At 63.9% G+C, this 6751-nt stretch carries 7 protein-coding genes and 1 pseudogene; 7 read left to right on the top strand and 1 reads right to left on the bottom strand.

Annotated elements, in window-relative coordinates; translation table 11 throughout:
* The 7 genes from AC1DT3_RS09305 to AC1DT3_RS09335 all read left to right on the top strand — a co-directional run.
* Positions 1-2475 (top strand): chromosome segregation SMC family protein (locus AC1DT3_RS09305; protein ID WP_477464972.1); only part of this gene is annotated, 2475 nt, incomplete at its 5' end.
* A 301-nt stretch (positions 2476-2776) separates the two neighbouring features.
* Positions 2777-3151, top strand: a complete 375-nt coding sequence (locus tag AC1DT3_RS09310; RefSeq protein ID WP_477464973.1) for an AtpZ/AtpI family protein — start codon at positions 2777-2779, stop codon at positions 3149-3151.
* 56 nt (positions 3152-3207) lie between these two features.
* Positions 3208-3936, top strand: a complete 729-nt coding sequence (locus AC1DT3_RS09315) for a F0F1 ATP synthase subunit A (protein WP_477464974.1) — start codon at positions 3208-3210, stop codon at positions 3934-3936.
* Between the two features lie 57 nt (positions 3937-3993).
* The gene (locus AC1DT3_RS09320; RefSeq protein ID WP_477464975.1) at positions 3994-4218 is read left to right on the top strand and encodes a F0F1 ATP synthase subunit C; all 225 of its coding nucleotides are present in this window, start codon (positions 3994-3996) and stop codon (positions 4216-4218) included.
* Positions 4219-4337: 119 nt separating this feature from the next.
* Positions 4338-4886 (top strand): F0F1 ATP synthase subunit B family protein, encoded by a 549-nt coding sequence (locus tag AC1DT3_RS09325; protein ID WP_477464976.1) that lies wholly within the window; start codon positions 4338-4340, stop codon positions 4884-4886.
* Between the two features lie 12 nt (positions 4887-4898).
* The gene (locus AC1DT3_RS09330; RefSeq protein ID WP_477464977.1) at positions 4899-5384 is read left to right on the top strand and encodes a F0F1 ATP synthase subunit B family protein; all 486 of its coding nucleotides are present in this window, start codon (positions 4899-4901) and stop codon (positions 5382-5384) included.
* Positions 5385-5454: 70 nt separating this feature from the next.
* Entirely contained in the window at positions 5455-6105 is a 651-nt protein-coding gene (locus AC1DT3_RS09335) for an HAD family hydrolase (RefSeq protein ID WP_477464978.1), read from the top strand.
* A 151-nt stretch (positions 6106-6256) separates the two neighbouring features.
* On the opposite strand, the pseudogene AC1DT3_RS09340 reads toward AC1DT3_RS09335, so the two are convergent.
* Positions 6257-6751: pseudogene (locus AC1DT3_RS09340) on the bottom strand (hypothetical protein); the annotation flags it as partial.

Below are 6751 nucleotides of genomic sequence, written 5' to 3' on the forward strand. Positions count from 1 at the left end.
GCCCGCGAGGCCGCGCAGAATACGGACGCTCAGGCGACGATCGAACGGCTGCGGGCCGAAGAAATCGATCTGACCGAATCCACCGAGGGCGCGGCCGAGGCGCAGGTCGAGAGCGAAGAGCGTCTGCGCGACGTCGAGGCAGAGCTGGCTGAAGCCGAGGCCGCATTGGCCGCCCTGCAGGCCCAGGTTTCGGACCTCAATGCCCGCCGTGCGGCCCTGGAACGGGCGGTCCGTGACGAAATGGAGCGTGCCCAGCGCTTCGCCTCGGAAAAAGAACGCCTGGAACGCGATATCGCGGCCCTTTCGGCTTCCACCGGCGACGGCCCGGGCGCGGACGTGCTGGGCGAAGAGGTGGCGATCGCCGAAGAGGTGGCGCTAGAAGCCGAGGAATCGGTCATCGCCGCCCGCGAAACGCTCGCCGGCGCCCGCGAAGCTGAAAATCGGTTGCGCCACCCGTTGAACGAGGCCGAGCGCAATGCTCAGCGCCTGGAAACGGAAGCGCATACGCTCGCTAAATTGTTTGCGACCCCGGCGAGCGAATTGTGGCCGCCGGCGCTCGATCAGATCAGCGTGCAGAAGGGTTTCGAAACGGCGCTCGGCGCCGCCCTCGGCGAAGATCTCGACGCTTCCACCAATTCGTCAGCCCCCGTCCATTGGTCGGAGACCGGACCGAGCGATTCCGATCCCGCTCTCCCCGACGGCGTGCGGTCGCTCGCCGACGTGGCGAGTGCTCCCGCCGCTCTGCAACGGCGGCTCCGGCAGATCGGCGTCGTCGAGCGGATCGAGGGTGTGCGTCTGCGCGGGCAGCTGAAGCCCGGCCAGCGTCTGGTCTCGCGGGAAGGCGATCTGTGGCGCTGGGACGGCTTTACGTCGGCGGCGGAAGCGCCGTCTGCGGCCGCACGACGCCTGGCTGAAAAGAACCGGCTCGGAGACCTCGAAAAAGAGGCCGCCGAAGCACGCGAAATTGCCGAGCATCTGCGCCATCAGGCCGAGGAATCCCTCACTGTCGTGCGCAACGCGGCCGCCCACGAAATGCAGGCGATCGAGGCCGCGCGCCAAGCCCGCCAGGCCCTCGACGGCGCGCGCTCGCGGCTTGCCGCGGCCGAACGCCGGGAAGCGGAACTCGGGCAGCGCCGCTCGGCGTTGCAGGAGGGTCTCGCCCGCCTGAGCGACAGCGAGCGCGAAGCGCAATCGCGCGTGCTGGATGCCGAGACGGCGCTGGAAGATCTCGCGCCCGGCCCGGATCTCGAAAGTCAATTGCTCGAAGAGCGCACCCGCGTCGCGGAGCGCCGCGCTGCCGCGTCCGAAGCGCGGGCGGCGTTGCAGGCGCTCGTCCACGAGGCCGATATGCGCCGCCGTCGCCGCGAGGCGATCGCCGCCGATATTCGCTCCTGGAGCGAGCGGGCGGACCGTGCGTCGCGCGCTTCGGTCGATCTCGGTGAGCGTTTGGAGCGTTCCGAGAGCGAGCACCAAGCCTTGCTCGAAGCGCCCGATACCTACCTCATGCGCCGTCGCGCACTGCTCTCCGAAATCGAATCCGCGGAGACCAAGCGCAAGGAGGCGTCCGACCACCTCGCGGACGGCGAAGCGGCTTTGGCAGAGGCCGATCGCGCAGCCCGCGCGGCGCTCGAAGCCATGTCTGCCGCCCGCGAAGCGCGCGCCGGTTCGCAGGCCCGCCATGAAGCGGCGGTGCAGCGCCTCGCCGAAATCACGCATGCCATTTCGGAAAACCTCGAGACGACCCCGGCCGGGCTGATCGAGCTCGCCGGTCTCAAGGAAGGTGCGGAGCTTCCGCCCCAGCACGAAATCGAAACGCGACTGCATTCCTTGAAGGGCGACCGCGAGCGTCTGGGGGCCGTCAATCTGCGCGCCGACGAGGAACTGACCGAACTCGAAAGCAAGCATCTGGGCATCGCCACCGAGCGCGACGATCTGGTCGAAGCCATCAAGCGCCTGCGCGGCGCCATCGGCAGCCTCAACCGCGAGGGCCGCGAACGTCTGCTGGCGGCCTTCGACGTCGTCAATGCCCATTTCCAGCGGCTCTTCACGACGTTGTTCGGGGGCGGCACGGCGGAGTTGACCCTTGTCGATTCGGACGATCCGCTCGAGGCCGGCCTCGAAATCCTCGCCCGCCCACCCGGCAAGAAGCCGCAGAGCATGACCTTGCTTTCGGGTGGCGAACAGGCATTGACCGCGACCGCGCTGATTTTCGCAGTCTTCCTTACGAACCCTTCTCCCATATGCGTCCTCGACGAGGTCGACGCGCCGCTCGACGATGCCAACGTGGAGCGCTATTGCGACCTGCTGGACGACATGTCGCGCCAGACCGAGACCCGTTTCGTCGTCATCACGCACAACCCGATCACCATGGCGCGGATGGACCGGTTGTTCGGCGTGACGATGGCCGAACGAGGCGTCTCCCAGCTTGTTTCCGTCGACCTCCAAAGCGCCGAAAGCATCCTTGAAACGGCCTAGGCCGCGACGCCTGAAACCGCGCTCCGGTCGTTGAGATCGATGACGTTTCACGGTGGCGAACCGATTCGATGCAACAGCCTCCGCGCGCTGACGTTTTCAGAGCGCGTCATAGTTCAGCCTCAAAATCGTGGCGACGCATCGGCGAGAGCCATGTTCGGCTCGCAATTTTTGTAAATTTTCCAATCACTTAACGCTTCGTTACCAGTCCTTGACAGGGGGGACCCTCCCCCATATGTTGCGCGCGGCTTTCGGGGCCGGGCTTGAAGACCTTTTCCCGCGCCGCTTTGAGAAGGAGAACGCCATGGCGGACCCCACCGAGCGGAGCGACGAAAAGGATCGTAAGCCGACCAGCTCCGGCGATGCCGATCTTTCAGCGAGACTGAAGTCGCTCGATGTGCGGATTGAACAAGCGTCCGCGCAACGCAAAGAGGCTAAGGAATCGCAATCCCGTCCGTCGTCGGACACGAACGCAGTCGGCCAGGCCTTCAGGCTTTCGGCAGAGTTCGTATCTGGCGTCATCGCGGGGGGAATCATCGGTTGGATCGTCGATCGGCTGTTCTCAACGTCCCCTTGGGGGCTCGTCATCTGCGTCATCCTCGGCTTCTGTGCCGGGATGTTCAATTTGCTCAGGTCCGCCGGTTTGATGAAACCGTCGCGTCATGAGCAGAAGCGGTAACGAGTTCCGACACGAACGGCCGATTGGCGGCAGATAAACACCGAAAGTGACGGACCATGGCGAGCCCGATCGAACAGTTTCAGATCAAGCCCATCATTCCCGCCATCAATTTCACCAATTCCTCGCTGTTCATGATCGGCGCAGCCGCGGTGATCGTGGTCGGCTTGATGGTTGCGACCCGCAAGCGCGCCGTCGTTCCCGGCCGCGCGCAATCGGTCGCTGAGATTCTGCACGATTTCGTCGCGGGCACGCTGAAAGATGCGGCCGGCCAGGAAGGCATGAAGTTCTTCCCGCTGGTGTTCTCGCTCTTCATGTTCGTTCTGACGGCGAACCTGCTCGGCATGATTCCAGGCTTCTTCACCGTCACGAGTCACGTCATCGTCACCTTCGCGCTGGCGCTGCTCGTCATCGGAACGGTGGTGATCTACGGCTTCGTCAAGCACGGCACGCACTTCCTGGGTCTCTTCGTCCCATCGGGCGTGCCGGTGTGGCTGCTGCCGTTCATCGTCGTCATCGAGATCATCTCCTTCCTGTCGCGTCCGATTTCGCTGAGCCTTCGTCTTTTCGCGAACATGCTCGCCGGTCACATCGCATTGAAGGTTTTCGCAGGCTTCGTCGTCGCCCTTCTCGGCGCTGGCGGTGTCGTGTCGATCCTGGCTCCGCTACCGCTCCTCATGGCGGTCGCTTTGATGGCGCTCGAGTTCCTCGTCGCCGCCCTGCAGGCCTACGTCTTTACGGTGTTGACCTGCATCTACCTCAACGACGCACTGCACCYGGGTCACTAGGTCAGCGCTGAGTTACACCCTCCCCTCCCGGTCAATACCCCCTTCAAGGAGATCACGATGGATCCGGTTGCTTTCAAATATCTCGGTGCAGGCTTCGCCTGTATCGGCATGGGCCTCGCCGCTATGGGCGTGGGCAACATTTTCGGTAACTTCCTGTCCGGCGCTCTGCGCAACCCGTCGGCCGCCGACGGCCAGTTCGCACGTGCGTTCATCGGCGCGGCGCTCGCAGAAGGTCTCGGCATCTTCTGTCTCGTCGTCGCCCTCGTCCTGCTGTTCACCTAAGCTAAATTCGGTGACCGGGAGGGTGAAGCGCGGTCACGTGCTTCACCTCGATTGCTGTGACGGCGGAAACCCCGCCGTCATTCAACATTTTTAGGATCATCCGTTACAGGATCGGCTCCATGGCTCAGGCTCAGACCACCCACGCTTCAACCGAAGCGCATGGCGGCGCTCACGAGGACGTCGGCTTCCCGCCGTTCGAGACGGAGACTTTCGCCGGCCAGCTCATCTGGCTCGCGATCACCTTCGTGCTGCTTTACGTCCTGCTCTCCAAGCTGGTTCTGCCGCGTCTTGGCGGCATCATCGAACATCGCCGTCTCGCGATCGCAGGCGATCTCGACGAGGCTGCCGCGATGAAGGCCCGCGCCGAAGAGGCGGGTGTTGCCTACGAGAAAGCTCTCGCCGAAGCCCGTGCGCGCGCTCAGTCACTCGCACAAGAGACCCGCTCGACGTTGTCGGCTCAAACCGATGCCAAGCGCAAAGGGCTCGAAGCGGACTTGTCCAAGCGCCTCACGGCCGCGGAAGCGACAATCGCCACCAAGAAAACCGAAGCCATGTCGAACGTGCGCGGCATTGCCGCCGAGACGGCTGCGGCCATCGTGGAGCGTCTCACAGGCAAGGCGCCCGCCAAGGTGACGATCGAATCCGCTCTCGATCAAGTGAAGGTATAAGGGGACCACGCCATGCTCGCCAACACCACCTTCTGGGTCGCGGTCGCCTTCGTCATCTTCTGGGCGATCATGTTTTACTACGGCGTGCCCGGTAAGGTCATGGGCATGCTCGACGGTCGCGGCAAACGCATCGCCGACGAATTGGCGGAAGCCAAGCGCCTGCGGTTGGACGCGGAAAAGCTCTTGAAAGAATTCGAGGAGAAGCGCGCCGTCGCCGAACGCGAGGCCGCCGAAATCGTCTCCGTCGCCAAGGAAGAGGCCGAGCGTCTCGCCCGCGAGACCGAAGAAAAGCTGACGGATTTCGTCAAGCGTCGCACCGCGGCAGCCGAGGCGAAGATCGCTCAGGCGGAAGCGCAAGCCGAAGCCGATGTCCGTGCCGCCGCCGTCGACGCAGCCGTCAAAGCCTCCGAACGCGTTCTACGCAGTGAGCTGGCCGGTGCCGCTGGTGCGGCCGTCGTGACGGAAAGCCTCGGTGAAGTTCGGAGCAAGCTGCAGTAGGGCTTCTCGCAAGCGACGTGTATGTTCATGACGGCCGCCCGCAAGGCGGCCGTTTTCATGTGGGGATCAAATGCTGGTGATTTTCGATTGCGACGGGGTTCTGGTGGATTCGGAACTTCTAGGGTGCCAGGTCGACGCGCAGTTCCTCACCGCGCTCGGCTTCCCGTACTCGTTCGACGACATTCTGCGCAACTTCGTCGGCAAGAGCATGAGCGACATGATCGCGCATATCGAGAGCGAGCATAACCGCAAGCTTCCGGCGGATGTGGGCGCACAGCTCAATCGCGAACTTTTCGCACGCTTCGAGACCGAACTGCAACCGATCCCCCGCATCCGCGAGACGATCCTCGCCCTGCCCTACCGTCGCTGCGTCGCGTCCTCGTCCACGCCCGAGCGGATCGCGCTCTCCTTGCGTCTCACGAGGCTGGATGACCTGTTCGCGAACGTCTTCAGCGCGACGGAAGTCAAACGCGGCAAGCCCGCACCGGATCTTTTTCTCCACGCCGCTTTACGCATGAGCGCGCAACCGGCCGAGTGCATCGTCGTCGAGGATTCGCCTGCGGGGGTCGAAGGCGCGCGTGCGGCCGGCATGCGCGTGATCGGCTTCACGGGCGGCGGACATTGCGGGCCTGCGCATCACGAGCGCCTGCGCGAAGCCGGAGCGCACGACGTGATCGACGACATGAGTGCGCTGCCGGAGACGGTGCGTCGCTTCGTATAAATTGAGAGGGCCGAGCAGGGTCAACTCCCACCTCCTCCCGAGGCTGCAAGGCGCGGGTTTCGCGAGAACGGCCCCAGAGCCGGGCTCTCGGGCCGTTGGTTGTGAAGCGCAAGCTCCGGGTGCCATACGGCGCAACGTCGTCCCCGCTATTCTATATCATCGGCCCTTCCGTATAGAAGTGCTCCGCTTTCAGCACCGTCCCTGGCTTCAACCAGGCAAAGAGCGTTGCGTCGGCCCCGCCTGCGCCGTCGACGTCATAGGAGAGCTTACCGCTTTCCTGATCGTAGACGATGTGGTCATCCGCATCGGCGGCGACTTTGCCGATACAGAAATTGGAGGGATCGACGCGCATGTCGTTGAGCGTTCCGTCCAGTTCGTGACCAGGAACGGTGGCGCCCTTGAGACCCTGGAAAATCTGGAAGTCCAAGAAGATCTTGTCACCCTGGGCACCGCTGAAGTCAGCGACGCGATCGACGTTCGCGCGTGCATTCAGGAGAGTTGAGAAGCTGAACGTATCGCTTCCAGCCCCACCGGTGAGAACGTCGTTGCCGACTCCACCGCTCAACTTGTCATTGCCGGCTCCACCACAGAGGCGATCGTCGCCCTTGCCGCCGGACAAGACATCGTTGCCACGGCCCCCGTTGAG

It is taken from the genome of Microvirga sp. P4_G7, assembly GCF_056401005.1.